Source organism: Enterobacter sp. UPMP2052, assembly GCF_053709675.1.
In genome coordinates this window covers 489,809-506,228 of the sequence record NZ_JBSKJR010000001.1, presented here as the reverse complement: position 1 = coordinate 506,228, position 16,420 = coordinate 489,809, and the positions used below count along the sequence as shown (strand labels likewise).

Here is a 16,420-nt window from a genome sequence, read left to right as displayed (position 1 = left end):
GGTTTATTCACCTATATTGTGGTGTCGACTTTCGCAGAATAGCGTTGCCCCGGTTATGGCGAGGGAATAAATAAAACAATTATTTATTAGGGGAATACCGTGAACCGCTACCTCTTTTTATTGCCGTGGGTGATTTTCACGCTCGCGGCCTGCGATCGCAAGGCTGAGGAAAATACGCCGCTGCCCCGCATGGTGAAAGTTACCGAGGTGAAAGCAGCAGGCACTGCCCGCCAGCGCGTTTTCCCGGCACGGATTGAATCCGGTGACGCAACCGACCTCGCCTTCAAACGCCCGGGACAAATAGAAGCCCTGGACATTCGCCAGGGCGCGACCATCAAGCAGGGCCAGCAGCTTGCCAGGCTTAATGCCCGCGACGCCCGGCAGCGCCTGAACGACAGGCAGGCGGCAGCTACACTGGCGCAACGCCAGTTTGACCGCTTTCAGACGCTGGCAGGCCGTCAGGCGATTTCAAAAGCCGAGATGGACGTTCAGCGCGCAAACCGCGATTCGGCAAATGCCGCGCTCCAGATTGCCCGGGAAGAGCTGAACCAGATGACGCTTGTCGCCCCGTTCAGCGGCACGGTAGCGAGCGTCCACGTGCGTAACCATCAGGTCGTTTCAGCGGGCCAGCCCATTGCGACGTTAACCCGCAGCGATCTGCTGGATGTCGTCTTTAGCATCCCGGAAAACCTGTTTAAGGCGCTGGATATGCGCAACGCCCGGTATCAGCCCATCGTTAAAATTAACGCCTTCCCTGACCGGGAATTTACCGCCGTTTATAAAGAACATTCGGGAAGCAGCGACAGCAATACGCTCACCTGGCAGGTGATACTCACCATGCCGCGCCCGGCCGACTTTCCTGCCGTCGGCGGCGTGAGCGGAACGGTAACCGTCAACCTGGCGAATTTGCCCGCCGGGGCGGGTGACAGCGTGCTGGTGGTGCCGGTTGAAGCAGTCTTTAACCCGGACAACAGCCCGCGCAACGAGCCGCACGTCTGGGTGGTGGCGGGCAAAGGCGATGACCTGCATCTGGAGGACCGAAAGGTCAGCGTCGGGCAGGTCGGTAACGAAGGCGTTGCAATCGTCAGCGGTCTCACTGCGGGTGAGCGTGTGGTCACGGCAGGCGTAAATGAACTTCACGCCGGGCAGCCGGTACGCATCTGGACGCGTGAGCGGGGGCTGTAATGGATATCTCACGCCAGTTTATCAATAACCCTATTCGCGTCTGGCTGACGATACTCCTGCTGGGCGTGGGGGGGATTTTCGCCCTGCTGAACATTGGTCGGCTGGAAGACCCCGCATTCACCATTAAAACCGCGGTGGTGATCACCCATTACCCCGGCGCATCGGCCCAGCAGGTCGAAGAAGAGGTGACACTGCCGCTGGAAAATGCGCTTCAGCAACTCCCCTATCTCGATAACGTCAGCTCAATCTCATCGAACGGACTGTCCCAAATTACCGTCAATATTGCGTCGCGCTACCACTCGAGCGAGCTTCCGCAAATCTGGGATGAGCTGCGCCGCCGCGTGGGTGACGCCGCGCGGCAGTTTCCGCCAGGCGTAGTGACTCCGTTCGTCAACGATGATTTCGGCGATGTCTTCGGCTTCTTCTTTGCCATTTCCGGAGATGCGTTCAGCAACCCGGAACTGGTGCAGTATGCCGAGCAGCTTCGCCGCGAGCTGGTGCTGGTGCCCGGTGTCGGCAAGGTCGCCATCGGCGGGGTGATTAGCCCGCAGATCAACATTGATATCTCGTTGACCAAAATGGCGGCACGCGGCATTACGCTGAACCAGCTTTCTGCCCTGCTCAGCCGGCTTAACGTGGTTTCCAGCGCCGGTGAAATCACCGCAGGCACCGAGTCCATCCGCCTGCATCCTACAGGTGAGTTTGAGAATATCGACGAGCTGGCCGACCTGATCGTCACCCCGTCCGGCACGGGAGCCGCGACGCGTCTGCGCGACATCGCCACGCTGTCGCGCGGGCTGAATGAATCCCCGGCCAGCATTTACCATGCTAATGGCCGAAAAGCCGTCACCATGGGCGTCTCCTTTATCCCTGGCGTAAACGTCATTGACGTCGGTCACGCGCTGGAAGCGAAGCTGGAGCGGATGTCGGCAGAAAAACCCGCGGGTATCCATCTCGATCTCTTTTACGATCAGGCGGCGGAAGTCGGCCATTCGGTTAACGGGTTTATTGTGAACTTCCTGATGGCGCTGGCGATTGTCATCGGGGTGCTGCTGATTTTTATGGGCGTGCGCAGCGGGATTATCATCGCCTTCTCCCTGGCGCTCAACGTGCTGGGCACCCTGCTTATCATGTACCTGTGGGGCATTGAGCTGCAGCGTATCTCGCTCGGGGCGCTGATTATTGCCCTTAGCATGCTGGTGGATAACGCCATCGTGATTGTTGAAGGGGTCCTGATCGCCCGGCAGCAGGGCTCCCCGCTGTTAACGGCGATTAACTACATTATCCGCCGCTCGGCCCTCCCCCTGCTGGGAGCGACGGTGATCGCCATTCTGGCTTTTGCACCGATTGGCCTGTCGCAGGACTCCACCGGTGAATACTGCAAATCGCTGTTCCAGGTGCTGCTCATTTCGCTGATGCTGAGCTGGTTTTCCGCACTCACCATCACGCCGGTACTGATCACGTGGTGGTTGTTCAAACACGACAGCGCGCCGGAAAAAACGCAGGCGGCCGATCCCTACGACAAAGCGTTTTACCGGCTTTACCAGCGTCTGCTCAACGCCCTGTTACGGCGCAAAGCGCCCACGCTTATCGTGATGGCCGCGCTGCTGGCGGCGGCTATCTGGGGGTTTGGCTCGGTACGCCAGAACTTCTTTCCGTCGTCCAATACCCCGATTTTCTTTGTCGACCTCTGGTTACCCTACGGTACCGATATTAACTGGACCGAAAAAATGACCAGCGATATCGAAAAAACCCTCAACGACCAGCCGGGCGTGGAAACCACCGTCTCCACCATTGGGCAGGGGAGTATGCGTTTCATCCTGACCTACAGCGGGCAGCGCCAGTACAGCAACTACGCGCAAATCATGGTCAGGATGGACGATCGGCGCAGCATCGCGCCGCTGACGCGTCACGTTGAGGAGTACATCGCGCGAAATTATCCCCAGGTCAATGCCAGCACGAAACGCGTGGCGTTTGGTCCCTCCGGCGACAGTGCAATTGAGGTGCGTATCAAAGGGCCAGACCCGGACAGGCTCCGTCTGATTGCCAGCCAGGTTGACGATATCCTCAGCCGCGACCCGGCCACCGACAGCGTCAGAAACGACTGGCAGAACCGCAGCAAAGTGATCCGTCCCCAGTATGTGCCTGCCCTTGGCCGTGAACTGGGCGTGGATAAACAGGATGTCGATAACGCGCTGGAGATGAACTTCTCCGGCAGCCGCGCGGGGCTGTACCGGGAAGGCAGCGACCTGCTGCCGGTGATCGTCCGGCCGCCGGAGAGTGAACGTCAGGACGCGAATCATCTTAATAATGTGCTGGTGTGGAGCCAGACCCGTCAGCAGTACATCCCGCTGAGCAACGTGGTAAGCGGATTTGCGCTGGAGTGGGAAGATCCGCTGATCCTGCGCCGCGACCGCATGCGCGTGCTCACCGTGCAGACCGACCCGACCCCGCAGAGCCAACAAACGTCCGGCGACATCCTTGCCCGCGTGCAGCCGAAAATCGACGCCCTCCCCCTTCCCGCAGGCTACAGCATTGAGTGGGGCGGAGACGCGGAGAACGCCAGCGAAGCACAGCAAGGGGTGTTTACCACCCTGCCGCTGGGATACCTGGTGATGTTTGTGATAACCGTGCTGATGTTCAGCTCGGTGAAAAATGCCGTGGCTATCTGGCTGACCGTGCCGCTGGCCCTTATTGGCGTCACCCCCGGTTTTTTAATCACCGGGATCCCGTTTGGCTTTATGGCGCTGATTGGCCTGCTGAGCCTGAGCGGGATGTTGATCCGCAACGGCATTGTGCTGGTCGAAGAGATTGAGCAGCAGAAGGGGCTGAAAAATCAGCATGATGCCATTATGTATGCGGCCACCTCGCGTCTGCGCCCAATTTTGTTGACCGCCTTCACCACCGTGCTCGGGCTGGCTCCGCTACTTCTGGATGTTTTCTTCCAGAGCATGGCTGTTGTCATTATGTTTGGACTGGGATTTGCTACAATCCTGACGCTGCTGGTTCTCCCGGTAATTTATGCGTGTTTCCATCGTAAGGACAAAGCTGAACAACAATGAATGCCACAGGACTGAATATCATTAAAACGCTGGGGTGTATGACGGCGGTGACGTTCTTCACTATCTACAATACCTGGGATCGCTACGACTATGACTATCACTGGATCCTCGGGTTTTTGACCTTTATATCGACCATCGCCACGCCGCTTTTCTTTGTGGTCGCGGGCTATCTTGACGGGCAATCCCGACACGGCCCCCGCTGGCAGCTGGATAAAATCAAAAGTCTGGTCACGGTGTTTCTGTTCTGGGTAACCCTTTATTACCTGTGGGAACCCTATCAGCGCGGCTATTTAATTCAGCCATGGTTCGTCTTTGCGTTCATTGTCATCTATACCTTCCACCCGGTGATAGAGTGGTTAAGCCAGCGTCGGACGCTTTTTTGCACCCTTATCGCAGGCCTGCTGCTCTTTTCCTACGGGTACGATTTACTGTCAGTGCTGTACCCACAAATCCATGTCTTCTCGCTCTCTCCCCAGTATCGCCTGTGGACGTGGCTGCTCTTTTATCTGACGGGGCAGCTGTTTTGCGATCCGCAGATCGCCGCGTGGATCGCCCGCAGAAACGTGGTCAGAGCAGCGCTTGTGGCGATCCCGTTTATTTACCTGTTCACCTGGTTTTATGAGCGGCACTTCTTTTTTGCGCTGTTCAAAGCGGACAGAAACGCTTTTATTCTGACCGGCTCGCAGATCTATATCCTGATTGTCGCGCTGGTGATTGCGGCTAACGGCGTGCGTTTTCGTCGCAACGTCGAATTTAAAGAGGCTATTCTCGCCGCGATCAGCAAAACGATGACCGGGGTGTATATTCTGCACTATTCCGTTTTTCATCTGCTCACGGCGCTGATACCGGTGACATCGCTCAGCACAAAACTGATGCTGATAGTGCTGACCTTTATCACCTCCGTGCTCTTTTCCCTGCTGGTTCTGGCGAACCCGGTGGCGAAAAAGGTCATTACGCTTTAGAAGCCCAGGCGCAGCCAGGCGAACAGCACGTTACCGTTATTGTAGGTGCCGGGAATGTAGGTGAACTGGACGGTGGCGCGCTTATAGCCCGCCGAGAATAGCGGGAAGATAAACGGCAGCGGCACGTAGTTGGCAAAATCGTCTCGCGCGGTGATCCCTGCTGCCGCCCCCAGACCCAGGCGAAAATCTTTGGCGTTATCGAGATACCAGCCCTTCTCCCAGCCATAGCCCATCGCGGGTTGCCACTCGTTATGGGAATCTTTAAACATCATGGCGAAGAGCGCGCTCCAGTTGCCCTCCTCGTTATAGCGGGAAATACCCAGCCCACCGCCCCACGGCATTTCGTTATACTTGTCGGTTTTTTCCTTGTCGTACATAAAGCGAGCGTGCCAGCTCAGAAACGGCAGATAGAGATCGTAGCGTTCTGGCTGTTCCCACGTTTGGGAAATATCGTCCGTCACGGCATCCCACCAGCGGCTGATGCGTTGTTCACCGTAGACGGTGGGTTCAGCTCGAAGGGGAAATGCGATGATAAACAGGGCCATCCAGAGTGCCGGAAAAAGGCGTTGCATAGTAAATTCCTCAGCATCATTCACGCAGGGTTAGTAATACTGTAATCCATCCATTCATAACCGCAGCCAAACGCGCGGATTTATGTAGCACCCGGTGAGATGAAATTTGCTTATTCAGAGCCTTCAGGAAAGATAAAAACGTTTTCTCCGCTTTCATGTCGCGGTAGTCTCATACGTTCCGTCACAGGACGGAGGCAATGTGAGTGACCTTTTCTTATACCAATAATTAAAAATCAGTACAGACAGGACAACTATGGACTCCACCCTCATCTCCGATCGTCCCGACGAGGAGACCCCTTCGCTTAACCGCGCCCGCCGCGCCGCTCTGGGCAGCTTTGCCGGGGCCGTCGTCGACTGGTATGACTTTCTGCTTTATGGCATCACCGCCGCGCTGGTGTTTAACCGCGAGTTCTTCCCCCAGATAAGCCCGGCGATGGGCACGCTCGCCGCCTTTGCAACCTTTGGTGTCGGCTTCCTGTTTCGCCCCCTCGGCGGCGTGATCTTCGGCCACTTTGGCGACCGTCTGGGGCGCAAACGCATGCTGATGCTGACCGTGTGGATGATGGGCATTGCCACGGCGCTGATTGGTATTTTGCCGTCGTTTGCCACCATCGGCTGGTGGGCACCCGTCCTGCTGGTGACGCTTCGCGCGGTGCAGGGCTTTGCCGTCGGCGGCGAATGGGGCGGCGCGGCGCTGCTCTCCGTTGAAAGCGCGCCGAAAAACCGCAAAGCCTTCTACAGCAGCGGCGTACAGGTGGGGTATGGCGTCGGCCTGTTGCTCTCCACCGGGCTGGTGTCGCTGATTAGCCAACTCACCACCGACGAACAGTTCCTGAGCTGGGGCTGGCGCATTCCGTTTATCTTCAGCATTGTGCTGGTGATTGCCGCCCTGTGGGTTCGAAACGGCATGGAAGAATCCGCCGAGTTTGAACAACAGCGGCGCGAAAAGCCGGAGGCAAAAAAACGGCTGCCGGTGATGGAGGCGCTGATACAGCATCCGGGGGCGTTTTTGAAGATCATCGCCCTGCGGCTGTGCGAACTTCTGACGATGTATATCGTGACCGCCTTCGCCCTGAACTATTCGACGCAAAACCTCGGCCTGCCGCGCGAGCTGTTTCTGAATATCGGCCTGCTGGTCGGCGGCATAAGCTGTCTGACTATCCCCTGCTTTGCCTGGCTGGCAGACAGGTTTGGGCGCCGACGGGTCTACATCACCGGTGCGCTGGTTGGCACTCTTAGCGCCTGGCCGTTCTTTATGGCCCTGGAGGCGCAATCCGTCTTCTGGATTGTCTTCTTCGCCATCATGCTGGCAAACATTGCTCACGACATGGTGGTGTGCGTCCAGCAACCGATGTTTACCGAACTGTTCGGCGCGAGCTATCGCTACAGCGGCGCTGGCGTGGGGTATCAGGTGGCGAGCGTGGTGGGCGGCGGATTCACGCCGTTTATAGCCGCCGCGCTGGTGACCTTCTCCGGCGGCAACTGGCACAGCGTGGCGATCTATCTGCTGGCAGGCTGCTTGCTCTCGGCCCTCACCGCACTGCTGATGAAAGAGCCGAAGCCGCATTAATCAGCAGCGTTTGTCCTAAACTGCATGGCTGTCTTTTGTTTCACAATCGTGTGACATACTATCGGTGAATGCCGCACACCTGTGGAACAAGGAGACAGACATGCATAATAAGGGCTCCAGCCTGACCCCGGCTCAGGCGCTGGACACACTCGACGCGCTGTATGAGCAATCCGTTAACGCGCTGCGCAGCGCCATTAGCGACTATATTGAAAGCGGCAAACTGCCCGACGAAAAGGCCAGAAGTGAGGGCCTTTTTGTTTATCCATCGATCTCCGTGACCTGGGACGGTAGCGCCAGCTCCACCCCGAAAACTCGCGCTTACGCCCGCTTTACCCACGCCGGTTGTTACAGCACAACCGTCACCCGCCCGGGGCTGTTTCGCCCCTACCTGGAAGAACAGCTTACGCTGCTGTATCAGGATTACGGCGCGCACATTTCGGTGGAACCGTCGCGGCATGAGATCCCCTATCCGTACGTGATCGACGGCTCCGAGCTGACGCTTGACCGATCCATGAGCGCGGGGCTGACGCGCCACTTCCCGACGACTGAGCTATCTCAGATTGGCGACGAGACGGCTGACGGGATCTATCACCCCGCCGAGTTTTCCCCGCTGTCGCATTTCGATGCCCGCCGCGTCGATTTCTCGCTGGCGCGCCTGCGTCACTACACCGGCACGCCCGCAGAGCATTTCCAGCCTTTCGTGCTGTTCACCAACTACACCCGCTACGTTGACGAGTTTGTCCGCTGGGGCTGTAGCCAGATCCTCGACCCCGACAGCCCGTACATCGCCCTCTCCTGCGCGGGCGGTATCTGGATCACCGCCGAAACCGAAGCGCCGGAGCAGGCCATTTCAGACCTGGCGTGGAAAAAGCACCAGATGCCTGCCTGGCACCTGATCACGGCTGACGGCCAGGGCATTACGCTGATTAACATTGGCGTGGGGCCGTCCAACGCGAAAACGATCTGCGATCACCTGGCAGTGCTTCGCCCGGACGTCTGGCTGATGATCGGCCACTGCGGCGGCCTGCGTGAAAGCCAGCTGATTGGGGACTATGTGCTCGCCCATGCGTATCTGCGTGACGACCACGTGCTTGACGCAGTGCTGCCGCCGGATATCCCGATCCCGAGCATTGCCGAGGTTCAGCGCGCGCTATACGACGCGACTAAAGAGGTGAGCGGCATGCCGGGCGAAGAGGTGAAGCAGCGCCTGCGCACCGGGACGGTGGTCACCACCGACGATCGCAACTGGGAGCTGCGCTACTCCGCCTCTGCGCTGCGTTTTAACCTGAGCCGTGCGGTCGCCATCGATATGGAGAGCGCCACCATTGCCGCGCAGGGATACCGCTTCCGCGTGCCTTACGGCACGCTGCTGTGCGTCTCGGATAAACCTCTGCATGGTGAAATCAAGCTCCCGGGCCAGGCCAACCGTTTCTACGAAGGGGCGATTTCGGAGCATTTGCAAATCGGCATCCGTGCCATCGATTTGCTGCGTGCGGAAGGCGATAAGCTGCACTCCCGTAAGCTGCGCACTTTCAACGAACCGCCGTTCCGCTAAGAACGATAAGGAAAAACCATGCACACACCCTCTCCGCTCTCTGCCCTGCGGCAGTGGCTACAGGAAAACCATCTCGACGGGATGATCGTCCCGCGCGCCGATGCCTGGCAAAGCGAATACTGCGCGCCCTACGATGAAAAGCTGGCCTGGCTGACGGGCTTCGACGGTTCCGCCGGGCTGGCGCTGGTGTTGAAAGACAGAGCGCTGCTGTTCGTTGATGGCCGTTATCAGGTGCAGGCGCGGGTTCAGGTCAATATGGACGAGGTGGAGATCCACCACCTGCACAACGAACCGCTGGCCGGGTGGCTGGCGGAAAACGTGGCTGCGGGCACACGCATCGGGTTTGAGGCGATGCTGATGACCCACGCAGACGTTACTCAACTGTCGGCCACCGCGTGTGAGCTGGTGCCGCTGAGCAGCTCGCCGTTCGATACGCTCTGGACCGACCGCCCTGCCGCCCCCGCAGGGCCAATCCGCGAGATGCCGCTGGCGGTCAGCGGCGAAAGCAGCGCCGACAAACGCCAGCGCGTCGCAGCTGTTCTTGCCGACAACGAGGCCGATTATCTGGCGGTGACCTTGCCGGATAACATCGCCTGGCTGCTGAACGTCCGCGGGTCCGACATTCCGACCAGCCCGGTTCCGCTGTCGTTTGCCCTGCAGAGCCGTGACGGCTCGGTTGAGTGGTTTGTCGATGACGTTAAGCTCAGCGGATTACCGGCCCCGGTACGTGACGCGTTTAGCGTTTCACCGCAGGATACCTTTATCGATCGCTGCCAGCAGCTCGCTCAGGGCAAGCGGGTCATCGTCGACCCTGACACCGCTCCGGTCGCCCTGCGTTACGCCATCGAGCCGCAGGGAGAGATTATCTGGCTGACCGATCCTATCACCCTGATGAAAGCCCATAAAAACCCGATTGAGCTGGCGGGATATCGGGAGTGTCATCATCAGGACGGTGCGGCGTGGGTGAACTTCCTGGCCTGGCTGAGCCGCGAAGTGCCTGAGCGCGCCGCGTGCGGCCAACCGCTGACCGAACGGGAAGTTCAGGCAAAGCAACTCGCTTTTCGCAAGCAGCAGCCGGGGTTTGTTGAGCCGAGCTTTGCGACGATCTCAGCCTCCGCCAGCAACGCGGCGATGTGCCATTACCACGCGAGCGAAGCCAGCAACAAGCCGATTGGCCATAACCATTTTTATCTGAATGATTCCGGCGGTCAGTACCACAACGGCACTACAGACGCCACGCGCACCCTGGCATGGGGCAACGTGGAGCCGCAACAGCGCCTGCACTATACCGCCGTACTCAGAGGCTTTTTATCGCTGATGACGCTGCAATTCCCATCCGGCAGCCACGGGCACCAGCTGGATGCATTTGCGCGCCGTCCGCTGTGGGAAATGGGGCTGGATTACGATCACGGGACCGGGCACGGCGTGGGGCACCAGTTGTTGATCCATGAAAACCCGCACCGTATCGCGAAAAAGGTCAACCCGTGGCCGCTGGTGGCGGGCAACATTATGACCATTGAGCCAGGGTACTATCTGGCTGAAAGCCATGGGATACGCATTGAGAATCAGGTGGAAATCACAGAAAGCCGTCCGGGTTTCTGTCAATTTGCCTCGCTGACGCTGATCCCGATTGACCTGAACCAGGTTGAACTGCAGTTGTTAACCGAGCAGGAGAAAGAGTGGCTGGATGAGTATCACCAGCAGGTTCGGGAGGCGCTCTCCCCGCTCGTGGAGAGTGATGCACGACCGTGGCTGTTTGAAGCAACAGCACCGATTCGGGTGAACCGCTAGCGCGGTTTGTTGCCCGGTGGCGCGACGCTTACCCGACGATATCACCGAGCGCAGAAAAGCAAAAAGCCTGCTTTAAAAGCAGGCTTTTTAAATTTGGCTCCTCTGACTGGACTCGAACCAGTGACATACGGATTAACAGTCCGCCGTTCTACCGACTGAACTACAGAGGAATCGTGTGAACGGGGCGCATATTATCGATGCTCCCCGATGATGTCAAAGGCAGAATGCAGATTTCCGATCGTTTGCCGATTTATTCTCCACTTCGTGCATTTGTCAGACGTTCTTCAGGCTCTGAGAGAGCACGCTCTGCTTTTTTGCGCGGGTATTTCCACAACCAGCGCCCGCTTACCATCCGCCAGTAAAACAGCGCGCCGCGCACCGCCCAGTCGAGGAACATCCCCAGCCAGACGCCGACCACGCCCATGCCGAGCACAATCCCGAGCGTGTAACCCGCCACCACGCGACAGCCCCACATCCCGAGCATCGAGACCCACATCGCAAAGCGGGCATCGCGTGCGCCTTTCAGCCCGGCGGGCAGCACCCAGGATGCCGCCCAGATAGGCATAAACGCGGCGTTGAGCCAAATCAGGATCTTCACGACCTCTTTGACATCATTTTCATGGGTGTAAAACGAGGCCATGAGTCCGGCGAAAGGCGCGGTCCCCCAGGCTATCGCCGTCAGGCCGATGGTAGAGAGCCAAAAAACGTGTCGCAGCTGCCGTTCCGCCTGCGCAATTTGCCCTTTTCCGAGCCGTTTCCCGGTAATGATGGTCGACGCGGAGCCCAGGGCGTTACCCGGCAGGTTAATGAGCGAGGCGATGGAGAACGCGATAAAGTTACCGGCGATCACATCGGTGCCCATGCCCGCAACAAACATCTGGGTCAGCAACTTACCGCCGTTGAACAGCACCGACTCGATGCTGGCCGGGATCCCAATCCCCATCACTTCCCAGATAATGGCGAAATTGAGCGGACGAAAATAGCTTTTGAGCGTCAGGCGCAGCGACGGCGTAATGCCGGTCATCAGCACACCGACGATCGCCGCCGCGCCGATATAGCGTGAAATCGTCAGCCCCAGTCCGGCACCGACGAAGCCCAGCCCGTCCCAGGAGAAAATCCCGTAGATAAGTACGCTACTGATGATGATATTCAGGATGTTCATCCCGCCATTGATCAGCAGCGGAATTTTGGTGTTGCCCGCCCCGCGCAGCGCACCGCTGCCGATTAAGGCGATAGCGGCAGCCGGGTAGCTTAAGACCGTCATTTCCAGGTAGGTGAGCGCGAGCTCCTTAACCTCGTTTGTCGCCTCGCCTGCGACGATATCGATAATTTCCTTGCCGTAATAGTGGATCACCGCCGCCAGAATTATCGAAAACAGGGTCATGATCATCAGCGACTGCCGGGCCGCCTCGCGGGCGCGCTTCGGATCGAGCTTGCCGAGGCTGAAGGCCACGACAACCGTGGTACCCAGATCGATAGCGGCAAAAAAGGACATCACCACCATATTGAAGCTGTCTGCCAGGCCGACCCCTGCCATCGCCTCTTTGCCTAACCAGCTCACCAGGAAGGTGCTCAGCACGCCCATCAGCAGAACGCAGGTATTTTCCAGGAAAATGGGAACGGCAAGGGGGGTGATTTCTCGCCAGAACAGAACACGATAACTTTTACGTTTTGCATACCATGGCGTACGCATGATCGCCTGGCGTAGGGGGGCGGTGACGTTCAAAATGGACCTTAGCGAGAAAGTTGAAACTCCATTTCAAATGATGAGGCAGAAAAGGCTATCCTGCAAAGTATTTTCCATAAAAAATTTGTTTGAATTTACAACTAACTGACGACAGAATCAGCAATCAACCGCGGTTTGCAAAGAACAGGTTTGACAAAAGTTTTTTCGCCGTTAATATGTGCCTCCACAACGATTCCTCTGTAGTTCAGTCGGTAGAACGGCGGACTGTTAATCCGTATGTCACTGGTTCGAGTCCAGTCAGAGGAGCCACATTCTGAAAAGCCTGCTTTTAAAGCAGGCTTTTTGCTTTTCTGCGTTCGGTTACATTGTCGGGTAAGCATCGCGCCACCGGGCATCACCCCATGCACAGGGGAAATAAAAAAGGCCCTCTGTCACCAGAGAGCCTTTTTAACACCTGTCAGGGATTACTCGCTTTTAACTTCAGGGTTTTTCATTTCACCCATCGCTTTCAGCTTTTTAGAGATCTCACGACGTTCTTTTGAGATCTCAGCATTTTTGATGATGTAGTCATCAACACGGTCTTCGTAATCGCTTTTCATGCTGGCGATGATGCCCTGAATGGCTTCCACGCTCATGCCTGGCTTGATGTAGTCGCTCAGGTTGTCCAGCAGCAGTACGCGTTTTTGGTTGTCACGGATCTTCTTCTCAACGTCCTGGATTTCACGCTGCAGTTTGTTTTTGCGGCGGAACAGGCGGACGAATTCCAGAACATCCTGGAACGAAGGCTTGGTAGTTTCCATTTTTACACCCCTGATAATGTGAGAGTCGGATTCGTTAATGCCACCGTTGTAACAGACAGCGACGGCGAATGACAATGAGTATATCGTTTAAGACTATCATAACCCCAATTGATGCTGAATCGAAGCAGCAGGCATCGCATATGGCGATGGCTGCTTTTTATTTGCGCAGTGCCCGGCAGATAAGATGCGAGAGCAACTCCAGCTGCCGCGCCAGTTCCATGCTGAGCCAGACATAGCCATGAATCGGCGTTTCTGCCACGTTGTCCCCCTGCCGCTCGTTCATCAGCACCTTCAGCTCGGCCACGATCTCATTCAGGCGCTCGCTGTTCGCCAGAATCGGCTGCGGATTCCCTTCGTAAAGCGCATGAGCGATGGTGAGCAGCGTTTGCTGGGTCATCTGCTGCGTCTCTCTCAGTGTGTGTGCGTTGAGCATCAGCAGATGGCTGGGACGCGACGCCCAGTGGGCATTGATTTGCAGTTCGAGCATGCACACCAGGTTGCGGCTCACCGTCTGGATAGCTTCGAAAATGGCTTTCTGAATATGGGTTTCTTTGCTGGCAGGCGTAATCAGGCCGCGCATCTTAACCACGTCATTCAGGATTTTTTGCAGATGTTTTTCCAGACGCGGACGCTCGACCAGGTTGGGGGAAAACCCCGCCTGATACACCCGGTTGAACGCGGTAACGTAGTTGGCCATCTGGATACGCCAGTGAAGAAAGGCGCGCTGCGGCCAGATACCGGTAAACAGCATAGCCAGAAGTGACCCGAGGATGACATCTCCGCTTCGCCACAGTGCGGTCGTCATGTCACCTGCCGGCGCACCGACAACCACCGAAAGGGTTATACCGATTAGCAGTGCCTGATATGGTTTTTTCCCCAACGCCAGCCAGCCGCAAAGAAACATCGCCGCGGCACACCACAGCAGCATAACGGGGAAGGAGATCAGCTCCAGTTTGAGCGCGATAAGTCCCAGCGCAGAACCAAGAACCGTGCCGCCAATACGTTCAAACGCGCGTGGTACCACGTTCCCCCAGAAGGAGATAGGCCCCATGATAACCACCAGCGTAATCAGCGGCCATGTCCCTTCCGGAACATCCAACAAACGCACCAGCACAAAGGTCAGAATAAACGCCAGCGCGATACGAAGGCCATGCACCACGCGGTAATGTTTGTACAAGCGAATTTCAAAAGGCGTTAAAGATTTGTCGGGACGCACACCCGCTCTCCAGCTAAACGGCAAACCGCGATTGTACTGTGTTTTCAGCCGGGCGAAACGCCCCCGGCTGAAAAAACCCTGCGTTTACTGGGTCAACCCGCCTTGTGCTCTACCGGGACATACATTTCGATGTCCCAGTAGCCATCCGCGTTGCCATCGTTCAGGTAACGTTCAAAACAGGGTTTGGGTGCAATTTGGTAGTGACGATCCTGCAAAAGAGAATTGAAGAACTGGTACCAGGGCGTCGCGAAATCATGCTCCTCAACGCGGGCGCTTGCCACCGCGTAGTCCCCGGCGGCGATTTCGGTCAGCATCACCCCTTCACTGTTGTCAGGAATGACGAACGCCTCCGGCACCGTAACGGCCGTGTCGCATCGCAGTTTTTCCGCCGGGACTTCGTCCGGATTGTCATAGTACACGGCCACCCACTCGAGCGGCTGGATTTGACGCCCCTCGACCCACATGCCTAACTGCTCAAAGCCCTGCTTAACGGTTTTCTCCCATGGCCCCACCAGGTGAAAGCCCGCGATTTTACGTTTCTGCTGCTGCGTGATGCTGTAGTCCATGCCGCCTCCGGTTTCACTGTATATTCATACACTGTAAAGCAAATGGCCTGTTTTCGACAAACACGGAGTGTTTATTATGCGAGCAGACTCGCAACCCTGCCAGTCTGCCCGGGGGACGTTCGGTGTGGGGTTAAAGCGTGTGGTGCAGGTAATCCCCTAAACGGGAGAAGAATCCGCCTTTATTCACCGGCTCCAGCGTTACTAATGGCCAGTGGGCCACCACTTTGTCACGATCGTACAGTTGGATCTCCCCTACCCGCTGATGGGCCGCAAGCGGAGCCTCCAGCTCTTTTTTGTCCAGGACGTATTTGGCCTTGATGTTAGGCACTTCCGTCTTCGGCAGGGCCAGCCAGAAATCCTGATCCGTTCCCAGCTCCACCTGCTCTTTATCTCCGTACCAGATGCGCTCGGTCCCGACTTTTTTTCCGTTATGCAGGATCTGCACCGTATCGAAATTTTGCTGGCCCCAGTGCAGCAATTTACGCGCCTGATCTTCACGCCCTTTTGGGCTGTCGGCCCCCATGATGACCGCAATAAGACGGCGCTGACCGTCCACCGCCGAGGCGATCAGGTTAAAGCCTGCTCCGGACGTATGCCCTGTTTTCAGGCCGTCGACGTTCATGGTTTTATCCCACAGCAGGCCGTTACGATTCTGCTGGGTAATGCCGTTCCAGGTCAGGCTCTTTTCGCTGTACATATGGTAGAACTCAGGCTCGCCGTGAATGATGGCCCGGGAAAGCACGGCAAGGTCGTACGCTGAGCTGTGCTGGCCGGGGGCATCCAGCCCATGCACCGTTTCGAAGTGGGTATCGCGCAGGTTTAGCTTTTGCACGTAGTCGTTCATCATGTTCACGAACTGCGGCTGACCGCCCGCGACGTGATCCGCCAGCGCGACGCAGGCGTCGTTACCGGAATCCACGATCAGCCCGCGGCTTAAGTCACGCACCGTGACGCGATCACCGGGTTTCAGGAACATCAGCGAGGAGCCGTCAAACACCGGGTTACCCTTCGCCCACGCGTCACGGCCCACGGTAACGATGTCATCAGGCGTAATACGATGGCTATCAATGGCGCGATCGACGACATATCCCGTCATCAGCTTGGTCAGGCTCGCCGGGTTGCGCTGCTGGTGTTCATTGCCTGCCGTTAAAATCTGACCCGTGGTGTAATCCATCAATACCCAGGACCCGGCCTGAATGGCGGGAGGCTGCGGCGAAAAATCCAGCGGATCGGCAGCCAGCGCAGATGAAATGCTCGAAGCGAGCAAAGAAACAGCAATAAACAGACGGCGTTTCAACGGTATATCCTCAGGTCATTAAAAATCGTTGACCTTTTTACGGGAGTTCTGATGTCGTTACTTGCCTTAATTGCAAAAAAATGTGACAGAGAGCATATTTTTCCTCAGGCCCGCTCGCAAATTTCATCCCTGACGGCGCTTTTTATTCGGCCTCTCC

At 57.1% G+C, this 16,420-nt stretch carries 11 protein-coding genes, 2 tRNA genes and 1 pseudogene; 7 read left to right on the top strand and 7 right to left on the bottom strand.

Features of this window, described 5'->3' with window-relative positions; genetic code table 11:
• The first annotated feature begins 99 nt into the window (after nucleotides 1-99).
• Genes ACWKX3_RS02255 through ACWKX3_RS02245 form a run of 3 tightly spaced genes read left to right on the top strand, consistent with a single transcriptional unit; the run spans nucleotide 100 to nucleotide 5,209 of the window.
• Nucleotides 100-1,185 carry an efflux RND transporter periplasmic adaptor subunit gene (locus tag ACWKX3_RS02255; protein WP_400444578.1) on the top strand — a complete coding sequence of 362 codons (1,086 nt, stop codon included), beginning with the start codon at nucleotides 100-102 and terminating at the stop codon, nucleotides 1,183-1,185.
• Nucleotides 1,185-4,247 (top strand): efflux RND transporter permease subunit, encoded by a 3,063-nt coding sequence (locus ACWKX3_RS02250; protein WP_454541199.1) that lies wholly within the window; start codon nucleotides 1,185-1,187, stop codon nucleotides 4,245-4,247. The genes ACWKX3_RS02255 and ACWKX3_RS02250 overlap by 1 nt, the downstream gene beginning before the upstream one ends.
• A 38-nt stretch (nucleotides 4,248-4,285) precedes the next feature.
• Complete coding sequence (locus ACWKX3_RS02245) at nucleotides 4,286-5,209, top strand: acyltransferase (protein ID WP_187370424.1); 924 nt, start codon at nucleotides 4,286-4,288, stop codon at nucleotides 5,207-5,209.
• Here ACWKX3_RS02245 and pagP read toward each other — a convergent pair.
• Nucleotides 5,206-5,781, bottom strand: a complete 576-nt coding sequence (gene pagP / locus ACWKX3_RS02240) for a lipid IV(A) palmitoyltransferase PagP (protein ID WP_058610126.1) — start codon at nucleotides 5,779-5,781, stop codon at nucleotides 5,206-5,208. The two genes, ACWKX3_RS02245 and pagP, sit on opposite strands and share 4 nt — an antisense overlap.
• Nucleotides 5,782-6,034: 253 nt before the next feature.
• Between pagP and shiA the strand changes: the two genes are divergently transcribed.
• The 3 genes from shiA (at nucleotide 6,035) to ACWKX3_RS02225 (ending at nucleotide 10,697) form a co-directional block, all read left to right on the top strand.
• Entirely contained in the window at nucleotides 6,035-7,351 is a 1,317-nt protein-coding gene (gene shiA, locus ACWKX3_RS02235) for a shikimate transporter (RefSeq protein ID WP_058610125.1), read from the top strand.
• 100 nt (nucleotides 7,352-7,451) lie between these two features.
• Complete coding sequence (locus tag ACWKX3_RS02230; RefSeq protein WP_101737363.1) at nucleotides 7,452-8,906, top strand: AMP nucleosidase; 1,455 nt, start codon at nucleotides 7,452-7,454, stop codon at nucleotides 8,904-8,906.
• Nucleotides 8,907-8,924: 18 nt separating this feature from the next.
• Complete coding sequence (locus ACWKX3_RS02225; RefSeq protein WP_454541198.1) at nucleotides 8,925-10,697, top strand: aminopeptidase P family protein; 1,773 nt, start codon at nucleotides 8,925-8,927, stop codon at nucleotides 10,695-10,697.
• 94 nt (nucleotides 10,698-10,791) lie between these two features.
• Here ACWKX3_RS02225 and ACWKX3_RS02220 read toward each other — a convergent pair.
• Nucleotides 10,792-10,867: transfer RNA gene (locus ACWKX3_RS02220), tRNA-Asn, on the bottom strand.
• Nucleotides 10,868-10,947: 80 nt separating this feature from the next.
• Nucleotides 10,948-12,455, bottom strand: a pseudogene (emmdR, locus tag ACWKX3_RS02215) (multidrug efflux MATE transporter EmmdR).
• Between the two features lie 162 nt (nucleotides 12,456-12,617).
• Here emmdR and ACWKX3_RS02210 point away from each other — a divergent pair.
• Nucleotides 12,618-12,693 (top strand) — tRNA-Asn (locus tag ACWKX3_RS02210).
• Nucleotides 12,694-12,848: 155 nt separating this feature from the next.
• On the opposite strand, the gene ACWKX3_RS02205 is transcribed toward ACWKX3_RS02210, so the two are convergent.
• The 4 genes from ACWKX3_RS02205 to dacD form a co-directional block, all read right to left on the bottom strand.
• Nucleotides 12,849-13,184: a DUF496 family protein gene (locus tag ACWKX3_RS02205; protein WP_006176265.1), complete on the bottom strand. Its 336-nt coding sequence runs from the start codon at nucleotides 13,182-13,184 to the stop codon at nucleotides 12,849-12,851.
• A 157-nt stretch (nucleotides 13,185-13,341) separates the two neighbouring features.
• Nucleotides 13,342-14,400, bottom strand: coding sequence for an FUSC family protein (locus tag ACWKX3_RS02200; RefSeq protein WP_137272412.1), 1,059 nt, complete (start codon nucleotides 14,398-14,400; stop codon nucleotides 13,342-13,344).
• 92 nt (nucleotides 14,401-14,492) lie between these two features.
• A complete protein-coding gene (sbmC, locus tag ACWKX3_RS02195; protein ID WP_137849306.1) occupies nucleotides 14,493-14,966 on the bottom strand; it encodes a DNA gyrase inhibitor SbmC in 474 nt (157 codons plus the stop codon).
• Nucleotides 14,967-15,096: 130 nt separating this feature from the next.
• Nucleotides 15,097-16,263 carry a serine-type D-Ala-D-Ala carboxypeptidase DacD gene (gene dacD / locus ACWKX3_RS02190; RefSeq protein ID WP_454541197.1) on the bottom strand — a complete coding sequence of 389 codons (1,167 nt, stop codon included), beginning with the start codon at nucleotides 16,261-16,263 and terminating at the stop codon, nucleotides 15,097-15,099.
• Nucleotides 16,264-16,420: the final 157 nt, after the last annotated feature.